This is a genomic window from Roseibium sp. JB4-4 (assembly GCF_055693425.1).
On sequence record NZ_CM146333.1, the window covers coordinates 5,784,944 to 5,807,862 of the forward strand.

1 protein-coding gene is annotated in these 22,919 nt (G+C 55.7%); it reads left to right on the forward strand.

What is annotated here, in order from left to right; translation table 11 throughout:
• Position 1 precedes the first annotated feature (1 nt).
• The gene (locus ACZ1HV_RS27335; protein WP_472716900.1) at positions 2 to 22,834 is read left to right on the forward strand and encodes a T1SS-143 repeat domain-containing protein; all 22,833 of its coding nucleotides are present in this window, start codon (positions 2 to 4) and stop codon (positions 22,832 to 22,834) included.
• The last annotated feature ends 85 nt before the right edge of the window (positions 22,835 to 22,919 follow it).

The window sequence follows — 22,919 nt, forward strand, 5'->3', positions numbered from 1 at the left end:
GATGATTTTCGCCGATGGCGGAATGATCATCGTGCAGGGATTCTTCGACGGAGACGGTGCGTCTCAGGTCGGCATCGTCTTCGACGGCGAAACGATTTCCATTGACGATTTTGTAACGGCTGCAAACCCACAGACCGCCGACGAGATCCAGACTGCTGCTGGCGAAACCAGCAATCTGGCGACCGCGCTCGGCGGACCACAGGGCTCGGGACAGAATTTCGAAGATACTCAGATCGGCGCCCTGGGCGACGGTCTTGGCTTCGGTGACCTGCTGGACGGCGGCGGCCCGGGCGGCGACGGCGGCCCTGAGAACGAATTCATCGACGGTGAAGTGGACACGGTTCCGGAGATCGGTACGCCCGATGTGGGTGATCTGGACGAGGCTGATCTCTTTGAGGGCGACACGCCACTGTCCTTCACAGGAAGCCTGGATCTTGATTTCGGCGACAACGCCGGAACAGATCTCAGCCTGGAATTTGATCTCTCCAATTTGCCAACGGATGTCACATCCGATGGCTCACCGCTTACCTTCACCATTACCGACAACGCTGAAGGCGATGGCGGACAAACGCTGACTGCCACAAAGACGGGTACCACCGAAGTTATTTTCACGGTGACCCTCGACATTATCACGCTGCCGAACGGCAATGCCGGCGGCAACTACATCTTTGAACTTTTTGGAAATCTGGATCACGTTGCAGTCGGGGAAGACAATGTTCTTCCGTTGACTTTCGGCTTTATCGCAACAGACGGCGACAACTTTTCTCCAGACAGCGCAACATCCGAGTTCACCGTCAACATCACCGACGATGTTCTGGAAATTGGTGATTCAGAAGCAACGTCCGTTGACGAAGAAGGCCTGACTGACGGCAACGTCGACAGCGGCTATGATGGCGATCTTCCTGGCGCTGCGCTTACTTCGACCGGCGATCTTGCCATCGATTGGGGCGCTGACGATGCGAATCCGACAGATGGCGGCGGTCTGGGTGACCGGTCCGTTGCCTTTGATGCAAGCCAGCCGGGACTGACCGGCCTGACGTCCAATGGTCTGGCGGTCTCGGTCGCAGTCCTGAGCGACGGTACGCTGGTTGGATACACAGGCGCTACAGTACCGACAGCCACATCCGACGCCGGTATTGTGTTCTTCGCAACGCTGTCCGATGCCGGCAGCGGCAGCTATGTCTTTACTGTTGCCGACAATCTGGACCACCCGACAACCGATACTGAAGACGATATCATTCTGGAATTTGCCTATACCGCGACGGATGGCGACGGCGATACGGCTTCCTCGACCTTCCAGGTCACCGTAGACGACGATGCGCCGGTGATCGGCGAACCTTCGCTTGTTGATTTCGAAGTGGTTTCAAAATCAGTTTATGAATCCGGCGAGGTTAATCTTAGCATCCCCGCAACCGGTACGTCCGGAACTATTACATCCACGATAGAGATTGCAGAAGGTGGAACCATTCGGGATGTGAATGTCTCGATGGATATTCAGCACACCTTTATGGCGGATCTCGATATCACATTGATTGCGCCGGACGGGACCCGGATTGGGTTGATTTTCGATCAAGGTGCAGGTTCAAACCCAAATGGCGTAATCACATTTGATGATGAAGCTGAACAGAGCTTCTCAGAGGCCACAGAGCCGTTTGTGGGCGTGTGGAGGCCGACAGCAGATACGCTTTCCGGTCTCGACGGTCTCGATCAAGCAGGCACATGGACGCTTGAAATTGTCGATGATGAAGCCGGTGACACGGGAATTCTTCGCTCATGGTCACTCGACATTGAAGCGCAGGCACCCTCTCAGGTAAATGCCATCGTTGACGAAGACGATCTTTCCAGTGTCACAGGTGATCTGGCCGACGGGAATGCGGATGATCAGCCAGGTGACGCAGATACCGCGACCGACGGAACACTGGACACGGACTTGGACGCGACCACCGTCTTCGGTGATTTGGCAATCTCCTGGGGCGCGGACAGTGGCAACAGCGTTGAAAACGGTGGCACGTCAGCCGGTGATGGCGACCGTGCAATTACCTTTTCTGCCGATGCGATTGCAACGCTTGAGGCCGCAGGGCTGACCTCTGACGGCGAAGACATCACCTTTAGCCTGAATGGTCCGGAAAACGATCTCCTGACCGCGACAGCTGGCGACCGTATCGTTTTCACTGTTGAACTGTTCGACACGGACAGCGGCTCTTTCAAGTTCGACCTTCAGGACGCCCTGGATCATCCTGAAGGGTTTGATGAAAACGATCTTGTCCTGGAATTCGGCTTTGTCGCGACTGACAGCGACGGCGACACAACGTCATCGTCTTTCACTGTCGGCGTGGATGATGACATTGCCGTTGTTGGCGACGCAACGCTTTACGATTTCGACGGCAGCACAGTTGAGACATTTGAATCCGGCGACGTTGATCTTCGCATCCCCGCAACCGGGACTGCCGGGACAATTACCTCGACGATCGAGATTGCGGATGGTGGAACCATTCGGGATCTGAATGTCTCGATGGATATTCAGCACACCTTTATGGCTGATCTGGACATCACATTGATTGCGCCGGATGGGACCCGGATCACCTTGATTATCGATGAAGGTGGCGGAGGAAACCCGAACGGCGTTATTACCTTTGATGATGAAGCGGCACAGAGTTTCGGCAATGCCACAGTGCCATTTGTCGGTGTTTGGAGGCCGACGGAAGATGCACTTTCCGGTCTGGACGGCCTCGATCAGGCCGGTACCTGGACACTTGAAATTGTTGATGCAGCAACCCAAGATTCGGGTGAACTACGCTCCTGGAGCCTGAACATAGATGCAGATGCATCGACACAGGTAAATGCGGTTGTTGATGAAGACGACCTAGCAGTCGGCAACAACAACGACGCAACCGGAGACGACGACCCCCAGACAAATACAGACCTTGATGGTGACGGCGACGCCACGACCGTCTATGGGGATTTGGAGATTTCCTGGGGCGCAGATGATGGCAACAGGTTTGAAGATGGTGGGTCTTCAACGGGTGCGGGCGATAGGGCTGTCACATTTGCGACGGATGCGATCGCTGCTCTGACAAGCCGCGGACTGACTTCCCACGGCGAAGAGATTACCTACAGCCTCAACGACACAGCGGATTTGCTAACAGCGACAGCTGGAGACCGCACTGTTTTCACTGTCGAACTCTTTGATGCAGACAGCGGTTCGTTCAAATTCGACCTGCGTGATGCGCTCGATCATCCTGAAGGACAGGATGAGAATGGCCTTGTCCTGACGTTCAAATATGACGTCACAGACGGTGACGGTGACGTCACACCATCCACATTTGCCGTTGGTGTTGATGACGATGTTCTCGTTTTCGATGGCAGTGTTGCGACAACGCAGGTGGATGAAGAAGGACTAGGCGGCAATCCAGGTGAGTCATATCCCGACAATCCAGGTGACTTCGAGGGCGAAGAAACCGTATCGGGCGCTGACCTGAATATCTCCTGGGGCGCTGACGACGGTGACGGCGACGCGGTCACCGATGAGAAGACCGGAGATCTTTTCGTTCAGGACACACCTGGCGGCATGGGTGACCGGTCCGTGGTCTTCACAACGGACAGCTCTGGTGCGCCCGGCGTGGCCGCAACCCGCGGCACGGCGCCTCTTGATGGCGGACTGACTTCAGAAGGAAATGAAGTTAAGTTTGTCCTGAATGATGGCGGCACAATCCTGCTGGCCTATACGGGTGCTAATGCGACATTTGCTGCTCTGAACGGCGCCGCGGCATCCCCGGATAGCGCAGTTGTCTTCCGCGTCAGCCTGACGGACGAGGGCACAGGCGCTTACAGCTTTGAACTGCTGGGCACACTAGATCATGACCTTGGTGGTGCGGACAGCAAAGAAGACAACATTCGTCTTGAGTTCGATTTCACGGCTCTGGACAGTGATAGTGACGCGATTACCAGTACTTTCCGTGTCATCGTTGATGACGATGCACCGGAGTTTACTGGAGCTATCGCGACAACGCAGGTGGACGAAGAGGGCCTTGCAGGTGGTAATCCTGGCGAGTCCTACCCTGATAATCCTGGAGACTTTGATGGTGTGCCGACTGAATCCGGCACGAGCCTGAACATCTCCTGGGGTGCCGACAGTGCCGACGACGACGCGGTCACTGACGAACTGACCGGCAATCTTTATGTCCAGGACACGCCTGGTGCGGACGGCGACCGCTCGGTGATTTTCTCGACAGATGGTACCGGTGCACCGGATGTCACCGCGACACGTGGCACATCACCGCTTGACGGTGGCCTGACGTCCGATGGCAATGACGTGAAATTTGTCCTGAATGCCGATGGTACGATTCTGCTCGCCTATACGGGCGTTGATGCGACGTTTGCTGCTTTGAACGGCGATGCCATCACCCCGGCCGACGCGGTCGTCTTTCGTGTCAGCCTGACGGACGAAGGTGCGGGTGCTTACAGTTTTGAGTTGTTCGACACCTTGGACCATGACCTTGGTGGTGCCGACAGCAAGGAAGACAACATTCGCCTGGAATTCGGCTTTACCGCTCAAGACGGCGATGGCGATATCATTTCCAGTACTTTCCGTGTCATCGTTGATGACGATGCACCGGAGTTTACCGGAGATATCGCGACAACGCAGGTGGACGAAGAGGGCCTTGCAGGCGGTAATCCTGGCGAGTCCTACCCAGATAATCCGGGAGACTTTGATGGCGTGCCGACTGATTCCGGCACGAGCCTGAACATCTCCTGGGGTGCCGACAGTGCCGACGACGACGCGGTCAGTGACGAACTGACCGGCAATCTTTATGTCCAGGACACTCCTGGCGCAGACGGCGACCGCTCGGTGATTTTCTCGACAGATGGTACAGGTGCACCGGATGTCACCGCGACACGAGGCACGACGCCGCTTGATGGTGGCCTGACGTCCGATGGCAACGACGTGAAATTTGTCCTGAATGCCGACGGTACGATCCTGCTTGCCTACACGGGCGCAGACACCACGTTTGCTGCTTTGAACGGCGATGCCATCACCCCGGCCGACGCGGTCGTCTTTCGTGTCAGCCTGACGGATGAAGGTGCGAGTGCTTACAGTTTTGAGTTGTTCGACACCTTGGACCATGACCTTGGCGGTGCCGACAGCAAGGAAGACAACATTCGTCTTGAGTTCGGCTTTACCGCTCAAGACGGCGATGGCGATATCATTTCCAGCACCTTCCGTGTCATCGTTGATGACGATGCACCAATTGAAACCGCGACAACGGTTGCAGGTACGGTTGAAGAAGAGGGACTGACGGACGGCAATGAGGACACTGTCGATGCCGAAGGCAATGATGGTGATACGGATGGTGGCACGGATGGCGAGCTTGATATCGTCGGACCTGCTGTTTCCGGCAACCTCCAGTCGCTTGTTTCTGTTGGCGCGGATGATGATCCCGACATTGGTGCTGATCTTGCCGAGTTCAGCCTGATCAGCGATGTTGCAGCGCTGCAGACTGCTCACAACCTGACCTCTGCAGGCGCTGCGGTGACCTATGCGGTCGCTGGCAATGCAACGATCGGTTACACGCTGACGGCAACAGCCGGCTCGGAATCCGTCTTCACGCTGTTGGTGAATGCGGATGGCAGCTACACGTTCACGCTGCTCGGTCAGATTGACCACAGCACCGCATCTGATCCTGCGACACCTTCTCTTGAAGAAACGCTGACGCTGGACTTCTCCTCGATCCTTCGGGCAGAGGACGGGGACGGCGATGTGATCGGCATTTCCGACGATCGCTTTGAGATCAACATCATCGATGATGTTCCGGTCGAGACCTTCAGCAACGATGACAACAATGTTGTTGGTACCGTTGAAGAAGAGGCGCTGACGGGTGGCAATGACGATGCCGTTGATGCGGATGGCAATGACGAAGATTCAGCGGGTGGTGGCCCACGACCTGGTCCTGGTGATTTCACGCGGACCAGTGAAGTTGCGACCGGCGATCTTCAGTCGCTTGTGTCTGTTGGTGCGGATGCGGACCCTGATGCGGGTGCGGGTCTTGCCGAGTTCAGCATGGTTGGCGATGCGGTGGCTCTTGCCACCACGCACAATCTGACCTCTGCCGGTGTTGCGGTCGAGTATGAACTGACCGGGGATGCAACAAGCGGCTACACGCTTGCGGCAACAGCAGGCACGGAATCCGTCTTCACGCTGGTGGTCCTGGCAGACGGCACTTACACCTTCACGCTTGAAGGCCAGATTGACCACGGCACAGCGTCTGATCCTGCAACGCCTGCTGATGAAGAAACTTTGACGCTGGACTTCTCCTCGCTTCTGCGTGCCGAAGATGCGGACGGCGACACAATTGCAATCTCCGCAAGCCGCTTCCAGATCGAAATCATCGATGACGTACCGATAGCCGATGGAACGGCCGTCGAAGTTGCGGTTGATGAAGACGACATCTTTACCGCTTTCTCAGAAGGTACATCTCCCGATCTATTTGGCAATTCGTTGCCGGCGGAAGTTCTTCCAGGTGAAGCGGGGGCGGAATTCGTTGGCTTTGCCGCAACCACGACAGGGTCGGTTGCTTCCGTCGTGTCTTTCGGAGCGGACGGTGCAGCCGCTGTCGGTGGTTTTGCACTCACAAGCGATACAATCACGACCTTGGAGAGCCTGGGCCTGACATCAGGTGGTGACACAGTCCGGTATGAAGTTTCCGGAAGTACAATTCTTGCCTATGTCGATGTATTCGATGGCCCCAATGGCACAGGCTATGACGATTTCGAAGACATTCCTGTTTTCACTTTCCAGCTCGATCCGGTTACCGGCGACTTCATATTCCAGCTCATTGAACAACTCGACCATGTCGATGCAAATGGTCAAAATACCAACCTACAAGGCGGAAGCGGTCCTGTTAGCGCAATTGACTTCGGCAGTGTCATTGAAGCGACTGATGGAGACGGTGACAGCATTGTTCTGACAGGCAAACTGAACATCACAGTCACCGATGATGTTCCGGAACCTGAAGCGCGCCTTGATAACACTGTGCGTGTTGATGAAACGCACGGCGATCATAGCGACAATGTCTTTAACGAAAACAGCGGCCAGTACAATCCAAATGTCGTGGCGCTCTTTACCGGCACAAATGCTGTCGCCAATCCTGGCTCAGACAATGACCTGCCGAACGGACCGATCTATGCGCGCGATGATGTCGTCGACTATGATCGCAATACCGGCGCCGATGATTTTGGTTCATCAAGAACGGTAACGCTGCAGATAGATGATGCTGCATCCGGACTCGAGACAACCGAAGGCGATGCGATCACCCTTTCGCTTGAAGCCGGGTTGATCGTCGGTCGCATTGACAACGGTAGCGGTGTGCTTGGAGATGCTGTCTTCGCCATTCATATCGACGTCCGTGGGCGTGTCAGCATCGTTCAGTACCAGTCGCTCAAACATCCGAACCCGGATAGCAGCGACGAACATATTGATCTCGCTGGCAAGATTTCAGCTGTCGTGACGATTGAAGACGCGGACGGCGATATCGTTTCCGATACCATTTCGATCGGCGAAAACGTCACCTTCGACGACGATGGTCCGACTGCGTTCCGCAACGGTTCCAGCATCGGTCTGGATGAAGCGACTGAGCTTGGCGACACAATCTCGGGCCAGTTGCAGTTTGATGGTGGCGCAGATGGTGCAACTGTCACGGATGTCAGCTTCTTTGCGCGCAACAATGGCAATCTGCGAGCGCTTGATGTTGAAGAATCGGGTTCAGACCGCCGCATCGATCTGACAAGCGCCGGTGAGCCAATCACGACAACAACAGACATTGATGCCAACGGTGTCATTACCGTGACGGGAACAATCGCGAGCACTGGCGCGACAGCGTTTACGCTCATTGTCCAGCCGAACGGCAACTACGACTATGTTCAGTACATCGCGTTCGATCATCCTGATCAGGGCGAGACCGGTTCTGAAGATCCGATCGCGCTTCGTTTGAACTTCACTGTTACAGACGGCGATGGTGATACAGATGAGTCAAGCGCTCTCATTACCGTCCTTGATGACGAACCAACAATCGGCACACCCGATGACGGCGCTGTCACGGAAGACACCGCCGGGAATCCGTCCAACGCTTTTGTGCCGGCAAGTGTTTCGGGCAGCCTCGACGTCGATTTCGGCGCGGACGATATCGATAGTGACGAGCCGATTGTTCTTGCATCGACCAGCTTCGAAAATGAAGCCGCGGTTGGCGGTGACTATACGAATGCGGCGACAGATGGACGGTCACTTGCACGCGACGCGGAAATTCAGATCGACAACATTTCTGGCATGCCAATTGTGGAATCGACTGCAGCCGGTTCTGGCGCAGCAGGTGATCTTGGCTTCACGGCAAGTTGGATTAATTCGCGTGGCGATTTTGGGTTGGAGAGGGACGACGTTGGTGTATCCGACTCCACATTCTCTGACGGCAGCCAAAGCTATCAGATTGAAGATCCTGATGGGATAATGCGTCTCACATTTGATGAAGTGGACGTTGCCGGTCAAACGGGTGTGGATGTATCGCTTTCATATAACTTGTCAGATACGAATTGGGAAACTACTGACAGCTTGAAAATCTACGTTCTCGTCGACAAGGGGTTGGCAAGCGAACAGATCGTGACGCTGATCGACACGACGGGATCAGATATCGATGCTCTGAATATCGAAGGCAGCTGGAACCAGCTTTCTGCCGGTATTCCCGACGGGTCGACAACAGCTCAGCTGTTCGTGGAGTTCGAATCAAATGCAAACGCAGAGAATGTCTTCCTTGATGATGTGTCCTTCACGGCTTCAAACCCGGCAACAATCGGCAGGTCAGTCGCCTTCGAGGGCATTGCCGACAATGACGCCGTTCAAACCGATGCCGCACTTGATCTGACGTCGAACGGCGCAATCGTCCGGTATCTTCAAGTGTCGGATACGGAGATTGTCGGCCTGGCCGACGATGATGGCGATGGAACCGTTGCGGTCGGCGACCGTGAGGTTTTCCGCGTCACGCTCTCTGAAAATGATGGTGCAACTGCCGGCTCAGACGGGTCTTATGTCTTCGATTTGCTCGACAATGTCGATCATGTTGGCGCGGGCCAGGGCGACGCTCTGGCAATCACCTTCGCGTTCAATGCAACAGATAGCGACGGCGACACAACCGGCACCAGCGACTTCACCATAACCATCAATGACGACCCGGATACGCCGCTCGTCGGTACAGTTGAACCTGCGACAGTGACTGAAGACACAACAGTTTCAGCGGGTGTTGAAACGTTTGCTCAAGACACTGCGACTGGGTCGCTGGACATTGAATGGGGTTCCGACGACTCGGACTCCGACTCCGGCTCGAACCCAGGCGACCGGTCTGTCGCATTCGATGCTTCGCTGGACAACACGCTTGTTGCCATTAGCTCAGACGGTGATCAACTCACCTATACTTTATCCTCGGACGGCACCGTTCTAACGGCTACGGCCGGGGTCGGTCCAACAGCACGTACAGTGTTCACGATTACACTGTCAGACAACAATAACGGTGAATACACAGTCACGCTTGACGACAATCTGGATCATTGGGCGGCGCGTGGGAATGATGCTTCGTTCGATCTTTCCTTTGATTTCACGGCAACGGATGGCGACGGGGATACCAGTACTGGGATCTTGACCATTACGTTTGAAGACGATGCTGATGGTCCTTCGATTGGTGCAACAGAAGCTGGCGTTGTTGATGAGGACGGCCTTGTAGACGGCAACAACGACAGCCAGACAGGCGATGCAGTCGATGCCGATGGTGACGGCGACGGCGATGAGACCACTTTCACAGGCGATCTTGCGATTTCCTGGGGCGCTGACGATGGCGACAATGCCGCGGATGTCGGTGGTGTTCAGGATACGCCTTCGCCTGCGGTTCCGAGCGCGCCGTCTGAGTTCGGCAACCGGTCTGTTGTGTTTGATCCTGCGATCAGCGCGCCAGTCGGGCTGACGTCTGACAATGAGCAAGTCAGCTATACGGTAACGCAAAACGGCACGCTTCTGACGGCAACGGCCGGTGGCCGCGACGTGTTCACGGTGTCGCTGTCTGATGACGGCTCAGGGTCCTATTCGTTCACGCTTCTTGACAATCTGGACCATACGACTGGTGCCGATGAGAACAACATCGACCTGACCTTCGGCTTTGTGGCCACCGATGGCGATGGCGACACGGCAACGTCCAGCTTCATAGTGACCTTAGACGACGACACGCCGATCATTCCGAGCCACGATCCGAACAACTTCCGGATAATAAGTGATGATGACACTGTCAAAGACGCGAATGGCGATCCAATCGGGAATGATGGCGGTGTTGAAGACAGCGGTGAGTTCCACCAGACCGGCAAGACTCTTCCGCACACGTTTGGTGCTGATGGCGGCGAAATTGTTTGGAACGCATCAACCAGCATTGTTCGCAGTGATGTGCCGAACAATGGCGTCGATGCGACCAGTGGGATCACGTTTGAGGTTGTCGACAGCGTGGGTACAAGTCTGCTTCTGATCAAACAAGATCAGGGAGACCCCGCCAACCCTGTCACGGTTGCGGAAGTGACACTGGACAAGGCATCAGGCGACTACAGCTACGTACAGGTCGCAAATCTTCTTCACAATGTTGTAGGCGACAACGTAGAGGAAGATGCGCGCTTTCTGCTTGGCTATACGGTGATTGATGGCGACGGTGACAAGGCCGAAGGCACCATCCGTTTGATTATCGATGATGATACACCGACCATCCGTCCGTTTGACGTCAACCCTGATCGCACAATCATTGCCGAAGGCACTGTAGAGAACGGCTCGAGCAACGATGCGCGCACCGAGTATAATAGGGTCAAGACGATTGACTTCTCTGTTGGTGCTGATGGAGCTGCAGATGGTGGTGCTGTTGCCTGGGATGCTGACCTCAGTGCAGCCGCCAACAGTGGATTGACAGGCTTCAGCTTCGAGACCGATGCCAATGGCACGCTGATCATCTCCCAAGAGCAGGATGGCAACAACGTTGTTGTGGCCGAGGTTTCGATGAACAGCGACACTGGCCGCTACGAGGTGACCGAGAAGGCCAACGTGCTGCATACCGGTTCCATCGAGAACCTTGTAGATCTCAACTTGCGGTTCACGGTGACTGATGGCGATGGTGATACAGCTGTCGGCGAACGTATCTTGAGGCTCAGAGACGATAGTCCAACCATCCGTCCGTTTGACGTCAACCCAGATCGCACAATCATTGCCGAAGGCACTGTAGAGAACGGCTCGAGCAACGATACGCGCACCGAGTATAATAGGGTCAAGACGATTGACTTCTCTGTTGGTGCTGATGGAGCTGCAGATGGTGGTGCTGTTGCCTGGGATGCTGACCTCAGTTCAGCCGCCAGCAGTGGATTGACAGGCTTCAGCTTCGAGACCGATGCCAATGGCACGCTGATCATCTCCCAAGAGCAGGATGGCAACAACGTTGTTGTGGCCGAGGTTTCGATGAACAGCGACACTGGCCGCTACGAGGTGACCGAGAAGGCCAACGTGCTGCATACCGGTTCCATCGAGAACCTTGTAGATCTCAACTTGCGGTTCACGGTGACTGATGGCGATGGTGATACAGCTGTCGGCGAACGCATCTTGAGGCTCAGAGACGACACGCCGGAAGCGTCGGACGCGACGGAGACGATGGGTGAGAACGCGGATACCGTGATCTCGCTTGTCGAAGGTGTGGATTACGCACCTGGTGCCGACGGTGGCGCGACGACAGAGATCGTGCTCGGCACGGCCACCTTCACTGGCGTGCCGCTTGGTGTCACGCTTGGCACGCCAACGATCACGCTGGCGGCCACAGCTGCGGGTCATGACGTTTCGATCACACCGGGAACCGCGTTTGACGAATTGGCGGTTGGCGACAGCATCTTGATGACCATTCCGTACACCCTCACCGATGGTGATGGTGACAGCGTGACGATGGACATTGATGTCACGGTGACGGGTGCCAACGACGCGCCGGTCATTGAGGCAAGCTCCGAGATCACCGGAGAAGTGGTTGAGACTGGCGATATCACCGGCATCGAGGAGGCAGATGTCTCTGGCAATCTCGAACCGTCTATTCCGCTCAATCCAGCTGTTACGAATGCCCTTGATGGCCTGCTGACGACGCCTTCACAGGTGGAGTCCGTCCTGACGACAGTGCAGAACGAACTGGGTGTCACCGAGGCCCAGGCGTTTGCAATTGTCTGGGACTTCCTGGATGACAACTACACCGCTGCACCCGGCGGCACGGTCGTTGTGAACGAGGCGTTTGTCCGTCTCGGTGTCGAGTATGCAGAATACTTGAAGGCCGGCGGTGCGCCGCTGACACAGACGATTGCCAAATTCACCGCGGATGACGGCGATGTCAACGACACGCCCGAGCGCGAACAGAGCCTGCACGACAATCTGCTTGGCAACCTGAACGCTTCGCCATTGTCGTACCGTTTCACTGACCCGTTGCTGTTGACCGAACTTCAAACGCTGATTTCAGACGTTGATGCCAATCTCATGGCACGTCCGATCTTCAGTGGCAATGAAGGGGTCAGCGATGCGGCCACACGCCAGTGGGACATCGACAACGGCTTCGATGCACCGCGCGTCACCGGACAGGCGACCGCCACAGATGTGGACCACAACGCGACCCTGACTTGGTCAGGCGATGCAGCGGGCACGTATGGCAACTTTGTCATAGATCCGGCGACCGGCGAGTGGACATACACCCTGGACGACACGCTTGCTGACGGCTTGAATGATGGTGATGCGCCGATGGAGACCTTCACGGTCACCGTGACCGACGATCAGGGAGCAACCGACACGGTCGACGTCGTCGTTACAGTCAATGGCACCAACGACGCGCCGCGGGATATTGATCTGAGCAGCACGACAATCGCCGCAGGTGCGCCTGACGGAACTGTTGTTGGCGCACTCACCGTGACTGATGTTGACGACACTGCCTTCACTTTTGACATCACAGATCCGTCTGGCGCTGCGGTGTCGGGTCTTTCCGTGGAAAGCGACGGCGCAGGCGGATATCAGCTAGAGGTGGATGGCTCCGTTACCCGCTTGCCGTCTGAAGTCACCATCACGGCAACCGACCCGCAAGGCGCAAGTTACAGCGAAGCCTTCGTTGTGACTTTGCCTGTGCAGGTGCTGGACGGGACAGGTGCGCTTGTCGCTTCCTATTCAACCATATCGGCGGCGGTTGCAGATGCCACCACGCTGGACGGCTTTACCGTTCAGGTCGGGGAAGGCATCTATGCGGAGAACGTTGTACTCGACAAGGCGCTGAGTTTTGTGGGCGTTGGCATTGTATCGATCGAACCGACTTCGGGCGATGCGGTCTCCATCGGAGCCGGCGTTAATGGTGATGTTTCCTTCGACAATATCGACCTGGTTGGTGGTGGTACCGCGGATACCGGTATCGACATTGCGGCCGGAGCCAACGTCGGCACGTTGACCTTCACAAATGGCGATATCTCAGGCTTTGTGAACAGAGGCATTTTCGCGACCGATGCTGCGGACGCTGCCGGCACTCCGGCAATGGGGGCTTTGGTTGTCAGCAATGCCGGTTTCTCCGACAACGGTTCCGGTGGTGGCAACACCGCCCATATCAAACTGTTCGGCTATGACGGCGATGCCAGCTTCACGACCGTAACGTTCGAAGGTGCCACTGCCGGTGCAGCGGAAGGCGACCGTCCCGATAGTGCTGTCGAGATTGTTGGCGGGCTGAATGCGCCTGGCAGCGCCAACCCAGCGCCGGACAACGCTCCGAGCATTGGCATCGTCGTCTTTGACGATGTCACGGTAACGGGCGCGTATCACAAGAACCCGGTTGCTCTCTTTAACTTCGGCGACGTCGCTGACCTGTCAGTTCTGGATCTGGACCTGTCTGGTGCAACCAGTTCCTGGGGGCCACTGTTCAACATCGATGGTGTTGAAGGCGACGTCGATGCCTCCGGCTTCAACATCATGCTGCCGGTGTCCAACGATATTCTGATCGAATTGCAGGGCGACAAGACCGGACAGGATCCGCTCGGAGCCGATCAGGAGATCATCGGTACAGACAACAACGATTTCATTCGCGGTCGCGGCGGCGACGATACGCTGCAAGGCAATGCCGGCAACGATCTGCTGGTCGGTGACGACTTCATCCCGGCGGCAACTGACGGCACTGACACGGCAGCCTATGACGGCATCCTGACTGCAGCTGACATCATGGCGGTTGATCTGGATCCGGGTGCGGGCGTTCTGCTCGGTTGGCAAATCGATGCAACTGGCATTGGCGAAGGCACGGATAGTCTGGTTGGTGTTGAGATCGTTCAGGCTGATGATCCGGTTGGCGATGCCACTGGCCGTTTCCTGCTCGTTGGCAATGGTGGTTTCGCCAGCATTCAAGAAGCGGTGGACGCCGCTGTTGCCGGTGACACCATCATGATTGCGCCTGGCACCTGGTCCGGCGCAGGCAATGAGAATGTGACGATCGACAAGCCGCTGACGATCGTCGGGTCGGGCACAGTTACGGTTGACGCGACCGGTTCAGCCTACGGCTTCGACATCGATCTCGACGCGGATTATCCAGATGGAACGGTGAGATTCGAGAACCTGACGATTGTCAATGCAAGCAGTGCTGGCATCAGGGCATCGGATACAAATATTCTAGGCACGCTCGAGTTGGACGGAGTCGATCTGAACGACAACGGTAATTTTGGTCTTTATGTTTCCGGTAGAACGGACACTTCGACCAATGTGGGCGGTGGTTTCGACCAGGCAGGTGTTCAAGCACTTGTTGTCACAGGCTCCGATTTCGACGGCAACGGAACCAGTGGTGCCGACGGCAGCGGTGATATCGTTCTTTTCGAATTCGACGGTAATGCTGCCTTCAGCGATGTGACCATCACAGGTTCGACATCTGGTAGCGCAAACACTGCGATACAGATCGCAGGTTTCGATGCGTCCACTTATCAGTCTAATCTGGAAGGCGCTCCAACATACAGCTATGACGTGTTGACACCCATGGGAACTGTGATCTTCGAAGATGTCACAATCTCCGGCGACTACAGCAAGTTGGGCCTCTATATCCACGGCTTTACAGATATTACCGGACTTGTGTTCATGCAGAGCACGACCACACCAGGTGATCCCGGGACTGTCATTGACGTCACTGCTGGCTGGGGAGTGGGCCTTGGGATCGATCCGATGGCCGATCAGCTGCCAACTGGCACAGCAGGTACTCCCGGCAATGCGGGATCGTTCTTCAACGATGCCAACGCAGATGGCTCGGTCGACCTGACCTACGTCTCGGTAGCTGATGCCGGTGGTATAGTAACTACATTCGTGGATGGCACGACAAAAGATGATGTCATCACCGGTACTTCAGGTGCTGACTCTATCACCGGTTTTGAGGGTTCGGACACTATCAATGCCGGTGGCGGTGATGACATAATCAATTGGCGCGTCGGCGACGGCGCAGATCTGATCGATGGCGGTAACCACGATACGACAGGCGATACGCTCAACGTCTTCGCGACGGGTGCTGGGCAGACTATTAATCTCACAGCAACCAATCCAGACTTCGCTGTTTCTGACGGATCCAACACCAGCGCAGTGCAGAATGTTGAAGAAGTCGTAGTTGATTTCTCGGCTGGTGCCGGGACGCTAAATGTCGTTGGCGATTTTGCCGGTTCCGGTATCAACGTGAACACCATCACGGTCGAGGGAAGCGCCGACAACGATCTGGTCGATGCTTCGGGTATGACCACAAGTGGAGCTACCTCCGAGGTTGGGATCGACTTTTCCGGCAACGCTGGCGATGACACCTTCATCTCCGGCGTAGGCGATGATCACTTTGATGGTGGCGACGATACCGACACCTACGTGGCCAATGGTCCTCGGGAAAACTATCTGATCACCATTGCCACCGACGGAACAGTAACCATTGCGGACACTGTTGGCAGCGACGGAACCGACATCGCTGAGGTCAATGTCGAATTCTTGCAGTTCACCAACATTACGTTCGATCTGACACAGCCGGTCCACCTGTTCGATCAGAACGATAATCTCGTCAACACCTATGCCACTCTCCAGGCGGCCCATGCCGATGCTCTTGACTCGTATCGCATCAACCTGGCGGGTACTGTGACAGGTGAAAGCCTTACGATCACCAAGGATAATCTTCGAATCGAAGGTCAGAGCGACGACACCGGTAACGTTTTCACATTGGGCGGCGGTGTCACTACGATTACGCTGCTCGGCGATGCACCATTCGACGTGATCGGCAACAATTCTGCCAATGTCATCAACGGCAATGCGGGTGCGAACGTTCTTCGCGGCAATGGTGGCAATGACACCCTGGACGGGGCCGAAGGGTCGGACACCTATCAGGTTTCTGGCACGGGGCATGGTTTCAACACCTATCAGGACAGCGGAACCAGCGGTACGGATCGCATTGAGGCGATCTCGAACAGCTCACGCATCGGGTTGCTCGGCGATTTCGATGCAGCGACCAGTGGCATTGAGGAAATCTCCGGCAACGGCAACACGGGCGTGTCGATCCGGGGCGACAACACCGCCAACACACTGGACTTCACCGGCGTGACGCTGACGGACATTGCCTATATCGACGGCCAGAACGGCGACGACACGATCATCGGTTCGGCTGCAGGCGACACCATCCGCGGCGGCCAGGGCAATGACACCCTGGACGGGGCCGAAGGGTCGGACACCTATCAGGTTTCTGGCACGGGGCATGGTTTCGATACTTACCAGGACAGCGGAACCAGCGGTACGGATCGCATTGAGGCGATCTCGAACAGCTCACGCATCGGGTTGCTCGGCGATTTCGATGCAGCGACCAGCGGCATTGAGGAAATCTCCGGCAACGGCAACACGGGCGTGTCGATCCGGGGCGACAACACCGCCAACACACTGGACTTCACCGGCGTGACGCTGACGGACATTGCCTATATCGACGGCCAGAACGGCGACGACACGATCATCGGTTCGGCTGCAGGCGACACCATCCGCGGCGGCCAGGGCAATGACACCCTGGACGGGGCCGAAGGGTCGGACACCTATCAGGTTTCTGGCACGGGGCATGGTTTCAACACCTATCAGGACAGCGGAACCAGCGGTACGGATCGCATTGAGGCGATCTCGAACAGCTCACGCATCGGGTTGCTCGGCGATTTCGATGCAGCGACCAGTGGCATTGAGGAAATCTCCGGCAACGGCAACACGGGCGTGTCGATCCGGGGCGACAACACCGCCAACACACTGGACTTCACCGGCGTGACGCTGACGGACATTGCCTATATCGACGGCCAGAACGGCGACGACACGATCATCGGTTCGGCTGCAGGCGACACCATCCGCGGCGGCCAGGGCAATGACACCCTGGACGGGGCCGAAGGGTCGGACACCTATCAGGTTTCTGGCACGGGGCATGGTTTCGATACTTACCAGGACAGCGGAACCAGCGGTACGGATCGCATTGAGGCGATCTCGAACAGCTCACGCATCGGGTTGCTCGGCGATTTCGATGCAGCGACCAGCGGCATTGAGGAAATCTCCGGCAACGGCAACACGGGCGTGTCGATCCGGGGCGACAACACCGCCAACACACTGGACTTCACCGGCGTGACGCTGACGGACATTGCCTATATCGACGGCCAGAACGGCGACGACACGATCATCGGTTCGGCTGCAGGCGACACCATCCGCGGCGGCCAGGGCAATGACACCCTGGACGGGGCCGAAGGGTCGGACACCTATCAGGTTTCTGGCACGGGGCATGGTTTCGATACTTACCAGGACAGCGGGTCTTCGAGCGATACGGACCGTGTCGAGGCGATTTCTAACAACACGCGCATTGGTCTCAACGGTGACTTTGATGCAGCGAATAGCGGCATCGAAGTGTTTGATGCAAATGGACACACGGGCATCTCGATCCGGGGAACGAACTCCGCGAACGATCTTGATTTCCGGGATATCCAGATCATCAATGGCATCACCATTGACGCGCAAAATGGCGATGACACGGTCACGACATCTCAGACAACAAGCGACCATGTTGTCTATCGCGGAGGCAGTGGTACCGACACTCTTCGGATCGCCCTGACACTTGATCAAGCTGCAGATGCTGCCTTGATTGCACAGATTGATGCTCTCACACCTGGTGCCGGATTTAACGGAACTGTGAGTGCGGGTGGACTTTCGTTCGATGTTTATGATTTCGAGACGATCGTAAAAGGCGTCACGGTTGGTGACACCTTCCTGCCGTTTGACAATGTTCTGATAGGCACAAACTCCAGTGAAACACTGAATGTTCCGACGTCAGAATCATGGTTGGTTTTGGCCCGCGGCGGCAACGACACGGTCAATGGAAACGATGGCGATGACATCATTGTAGGTGAGGGAGGCAATGACACCCTCAACGGTGGTGATGGCAATGACACCTATCTTGTTGGCAATGGCGACGGCCTCGACACCTTCAACGGAGAGGCTGGTACAGACCGCATCCTGGCAACCGAAGACAACACTGCAATTGGTGTCAACGGATTTGCCAAAGGTGCGGTGGAAGAGATTTCCGCGAACGGCTTCAGCGGCGTCACGGTTCGTGACAGTGACAGCTCCAGGACGCTCGATTTCTCCGATACGGCGCTGACCGACATTAATGAGATCGATGCTCGCGGCGGCAACGATACAATCACCACATCCGATCTGAGCAGCGGTAACTATCGTGGAGGCAGCGGCAACGACACGATCCACACCGGTGCAGCGGATGCGACTCTGCTTTACGACGGCACCAGCAACGGTTTGGATACCTTCGCAACCAACGGGACAGGTACGTCCGTCGCAAAGGCGGAATCCGATGGCACGGTGATCGGCGTCAATGGGTTTGACAACGGTGTTGACCACATCAGCGGTGACGGAAACAGCGATGTTACGGTTCGTGACAGCGACAGCTCCCGGACCCTGAACTTCTCCAACACGCTTCTGACCGATATCGAGGAGATCGACGCCCGTGGCGGTAACGACACCATCACCACGTCCGATTTGAGCTCCGGTATCTATCGTGGGGGTAGCGGTAATGACACCATTCATACCGGTGATGCCGATTCGACTCTGCTCTATGACGGCACGAGCAACGGCTTCGACATGTTTGCGACCAACGGGACAGGTGCGTCCATCGCCAAGGCGGAATCCGATGGCACTGTGATCGGCGTCAACGGTTTCGACAATGGCGTTGACCAGATCAGTGGCGACGGAAACAGCGATGTCACGGTTCGTGACAGCGACAGCTCGCGGACACTGAATTTCTCGAACACGGTATTGACCGATATCGAAGAAATCGACGCCCGTGGCGGCAACGATACCATCACCACGTCCGACCTGAGCACCGGCACTTATCGTGGTGGTAGCGGCAACGACACGATCCGTACCGGTGTGGCGGATGCAACTCTGCTCTACGACGGTACCAGCAACGGTTTGGATACGTTCGCGACCAACGGGACAGGTACGTCCGTCGCAAAGGCGGAATCCGATGGCACCGTGATCGGGGTGAACGGTTATAACAATGGCGTTGATGAAATCAGCGGTGACGGCAACAATGATGTAACTATTGTTGACAGTGACAGTTCGCGGACGCTCGATTTTTCGGCGACGACGCTGAACGATATCGAGTCGATCAACGCGCGTGGCGGCAATGACACCGTCATTGGCTCCAGCGGTGACGACACCATCATCGGCGGGACCGGCAACGACACGTTGCGTGGCGGCGCCGGCAACGACACCTTCAAATGGTCATCGGGCGATGGCAATGATCGTGTCGACGGCGGCACCGAAACAGGTGCTGATACACTCGAGATCACCAATGCTGGCGGGGCAACAGCCTTCACGCTTGATGTCGCAGCTGGTGGTTCCAACATCGTCCCGTCGACGGGTACTGATGCGGATGACATCGAAATCGGGGCCGGCTCGTCGACGATCCGCGCCGACGAGATTGAGGACGTTGTCTTCAACCTTGGAACGTCCGGTGACACGGTAACGGTTTCCGGCGACTTTTCGACAACATCACTAGCTACATCCACCATCACGGTAGAAGGCGGGGCTGGCAATGATACTGTCGATGCTTCCGGTGTTACAAGCGGTCATCGTGTCGTCTTCAACGGTAGCGATGGTGATGACATTTTCATCTCAGGCGCGGGCGACGACTTCTTCGAGGGTGGAGAAGGCAATGATAGAATTGAACTGAGCGGAGATTCCTCACAGTATTTAGTTACATACAACGCCGATGGAACTATCTCGATTGTCGGTCCGGATGGCACAGACACAGTCTCTAGTACGATAGAGACAATTGCATTCGATACTGGAAGTCCGATTACTGTCAAACCCGTATGGGTAATTGACGGGACGACCGGCGCCGTCACGCAGTACGACACAATCGTTGCGGGTGTTGCTGGAGCAAATGCTGGCGATACGGTGCGCGTTGCAGCGGGTACCTACAATGAGGATGTGACAATCAGCAAGGGCATTACGCTCGAGGGAGCAAATGCTGGTACCGAAGGCAATAGTGCCGGACGTAGTGCTGAAACCGTCATTAACGGAACTGTCACAGTCAACGCAGGCGCAAAAGTCGTTCTTGATGGTCTTGAATTCCTTGACAGTCAGGCAGTTGGCGGCGGAGGCTTTACTTCGGTTCTTGTCACAAGTTCTGCGCAGCATCAAATTGTGAACTCAGTGTTCAATCGTGACACGGGGAACGCACCAGAAACTGGTTGGGTAGGCGCAGGTTCTGCCGAAGGGCACCGAGGGATCGAATTGGCATCGGTGAGCGCCGGTGGCGTCATCACAATTTCCGGTAATCTCTTCACCGGATCCAACGATGTCTACTACTATGGAAATGACAACTATAAGTCTGCCATCTATTCAAACGGCGGCGCCGGGACAACGGTAATTTCAAACAACACTTTCGAGCATGTTCGCACAGCGATAAATGCTGACGATTTCACAAACAATGTTCAGATTGAAGGCAATAACTTCCAAAACCTGGGCAGCGGATTGAGTGTTGGCGAAACTGCAAGCGGCAATGTTGCGGGGCCAATAACGAGCGTTGCAAGCAACACTTTTGACGGTGTTGATACGGATTTCAATTTCCGTAATTTGAATGGAGATATAGAGTTCAATTTTGAAGGTTCTGGAAACTCGGTTGCCGCAGGCGACATCTTGGTTGCCTATGGATCGCAGGGCTCAGATGAATATGTTGGATCTTCGGAAGATGATATCGTCATTGCAGAAGGTGGAGCAGACATCATCAATACCGGTGCAGGCGATGATATTGTCTTTGGCGGTGGCGCAAGCTTGACGGATAATAGCGACGCCGATACGGCTATTTATACCGGTGATTTCGCTGATTTCGCCTTTGGTTCCAATGGTAGCGGTTTCCTAACAGTAACCGATGGTGAGATTGCCGATGGTCTCGACGAGGGCACAGATGCACTCGTCAACGTTGAAGTCTTGGAGTTTGGAGACGGGACGACTGTCCGAGTTGTTGGTCATGGTGGTTACGTGTCCATCTCTGATGCTATCGCTGCAGCAGATCCCGGGGACACCATTCTGCTGGCCCCTGGCATTTACAACGAGAACATAACAATCGACAAGCAAGTCACCATTTTGGGTGCCAACAACGGCATTGACGTTGCGGCTGCATCCAGAGATTTGGTCGGTGGAGCTGGTGAAAGTACGATCAACGGAGGGATCGTTGTCCTAGCCGACAACGTCAAGATCGACGGTGTCCGATTGCTCGAAGGAGCCAAGGTTTCCTCAGCCTTCGAACTTGCTGGGATCCATATCCAAGGTGATGCAGCGTCCATATCCAACTCACTGTTTTATCGCTCGGCGGGTGGAATAGGCGATGCCTCTAGAGGGATTGTAAATTCCCTCGGATACGGCAATGGAATGCAGATCATCGGAAACATGATGCTTGGCTGGCACACCGGAATGTATCTGAATGGTTCGACCCAGAACGCTCTGGTCGATGGCAACCATTTTGAAAGCAACTTGGTAGGTATGTCGCTCGATGGATATGCCGGCAACGCCAATAACACTGTGCAAAACAACACCTTTGTTGCCAATAACCTCGAAGGTCTTGGAATTGGCAACGTTTCTGCTTCCATAGATGGATTGGTGACCGGAAACACTTTTGAAGGAAACGGCACCGGCGGCAATCCTGCCAATACGAACATTGCCAACTACGATACAAGTCTTCCCATAGACACGGTCCTGGGCAACACAATTGTTGGAACTTCAGGCAATGACACGCTGACCGACGATAGCACTGGCTCTGGACGTATTGGCGGCAACACGTTTGTCGGCGGTGAAGGCAACGATGTCATAATCGGTGGTGATGGCGACGATGTCCTGATCGGTGGCCTTGGCAGCGATACGCTGACCGGTGGTGCTGGTGCTGACACGTTCGTTCTGACTTCGCTCGCCGAAGCAGACATCATCACAGATTACAGCTTCGATGAAGGTGACAAGATCGATCTGGGTACATTGCTGGACGATGCCTTCGGGCAGGGGGCCAGCGAGGCTGAACTGGTCAGGGCGACAGATGACGGTAGTGGAGCTGTTACACTCGAAGTCGATGTCGATGGAACTGAAGTTGCTCATGATTGGCAGGAGGTCGCTACGCTTCAGAACCACAGCTCCATGGGCGACACGGTTCGTGTCGTGATGGATCAGGCTGGTACGGAAGTGGACGTCTCAGTCAACATCGCCTGATCGATCTAAACTACGACCTTTGAAAAAGGCGGGCCATCTGGTCCGCCTTTTTTGTTTCTTGAAAATAGCCAATGATCTGCGTTCG

Coding starts and splice junctions, on each gene's coding strand:
- ACZ1HV_RS27335 (WP_472716900.1), top strand. CDS start 2: ATGATTTTCGCCGATGGCGGAATGATCATCGTGCAGGGATTCTTCGAC.